Raw genomic sequence first — 1,569 nt, forward strand, 5'->3', positions numbered from 1 at the left:
ATGAAAACCCACGAAAAAACACAGGTCGCCATCTACGTTATTGTGGTTGAAGACAGTGGGGATCTGGCGACCAATACCGCCAATGTGGTGGGTGGACGTGATCCAGTCACCAATCAGCGTTTGGGTATTGAAGCCGCGCGTGAGTGTCAGGAGCGCCCGACCATTCTGGCAGCGCCGGGCTTTAGTCATCAGAAGCCGGTGATCGATGCACTGGCCGCGATGGGGGCCGCATTACGGGCCCGTGTGGTGGCTGATGGCCTGTCCACCACCACAGCGGAACAGATAGCGTTTCTGAATACCCTGGGCGGTGTCGATTCAAATCACGAACGGGTCTATATGGTCGATCCGGCGGTCAGTATCTACAGTCGCAAAGCGAAGGGCGATATCTTAGTGCCTGGTTCAGCCGTGGCCGTGGGTGCGCTGGCAGCGGTAAAGCAGTGGGAATCACCGGGCAATCAATCGGTGCCCATTAACGGCACCGCCCGAACCATTGAATACAATATTCTCGATAAGACCTGTGAGTCAGATCTGCTGCAGAAACATGGCTGCGCAGCCATCTGCCATACCAGCATGGGCGGCTGGTCGCTGATCGGGAACCGTAGCGTCACCGGCAAATTTATCAGTTATGTCGGCCTGGAAGATACCATCTGCCGCAAGCTGGAACTCTCCAGCCAGGTCTATATGGGTCGCAATATGACCAAAACCTTCTGGGATCAGGTCATCCGCCGCATCAACGGCTTCCTGAAAGATCTGATCGCCGCCGAGATTATCCCCGGTGGTGAGATCTACCTGCACCCGACGCTCAACACCGCCAGCCGCTATCAGAACGGTAGCTGGTACATCGTGTTCGATTATGGCCGTTACGCCCCGAACGAACACATGATCTACCACGTAAACGCGAAGGAAAAATACGTGGAGCAATACCTGGAAAGCGTATTAGGAGAGCAGAGCAATGGCTGAGACTCGTGCAATCGTACTGTCCAGAGCGCTAATTAACGGCATGCCTCTGGTTGCAGAGATGGAAAGCTACACACCGCCGGAAATCACTAAGAAGATGGAAGAAACCAAAGGGGCGCGTTTCGTGCCCGGTGAAGTGATGACCGGCCTGGAAGTGATGAAAGGCAAAATGGTCACCGTCGGTGCCACAGATGAAATGCTGCTCACACTGGGGATTGATGTTGACAGCTACTCAGAGATCACCGTTTTAGGCTCAACCCTGGATGAGCAGAAAAACAAAATTCCACTGCGCTGGGAACACACCTGCGAAGTCAGCAGCATTAAAACGGAAGAGATCAAAGGCGGTCTTTACAAGCACACCATCGACTTCACCTGTCGCGCCTTCAAACATCAGGATAACGGAAAGATTATTCACGATATCGATGTGCCGACACAAAAGGCCGTAATTTTCGGTAAAGACTTTATGGAAAAACACCGGGCCAACGTCGAGCTGTAACCTCTCTTTCTGTTGGTATCTCAATCGTATTGGTCGGGCAGGTGTCCGGCCTTTTTTTATGTCTAAGGAAATCATATGACAATTTGGCAGGATCTATCGGTATCTCTCATCGCACC

General features: G+C 52.6%; 2 protein-coding genes. Both read left to right on the forward strand.

Going from position 1 to position 1,569, the window contains the following annotated elements; all coding sequences use genetic code 11:
* The coding region (locus H579_RS0118605) for a phage tail sheath protein (protein WP_028301906.1) at positions 1-960 on the forward strand (960 nt) is incomplete at its 5' end.
* A complete protein-coding gene (locus tag H579_RS26545) occupies positions 953-1,453 on the forward strand; it encodes a phage major tail tube protein (RefSeq protein ID WP_051227898.1) in 501 nt (166 codons plus the stop codon). The genes H579_RS0118605 and H579_RS26545, both read left to right, overlap by 8 nt.
* Positions 1,454-1,569 lie beyond the last annotated feature (116 nt).

The organism is Oceanospirillum beijerinckii DSM 7166, from assembly GCF_000422425.1.
Classification (GTDB): domain Bacteria; phylum Pseudomonadota; class Gammaproteobacteria; order Pseudomonadales; family Halomonadaceae; genus Oceanospirillum; species Oceanospirillum beijerinckii.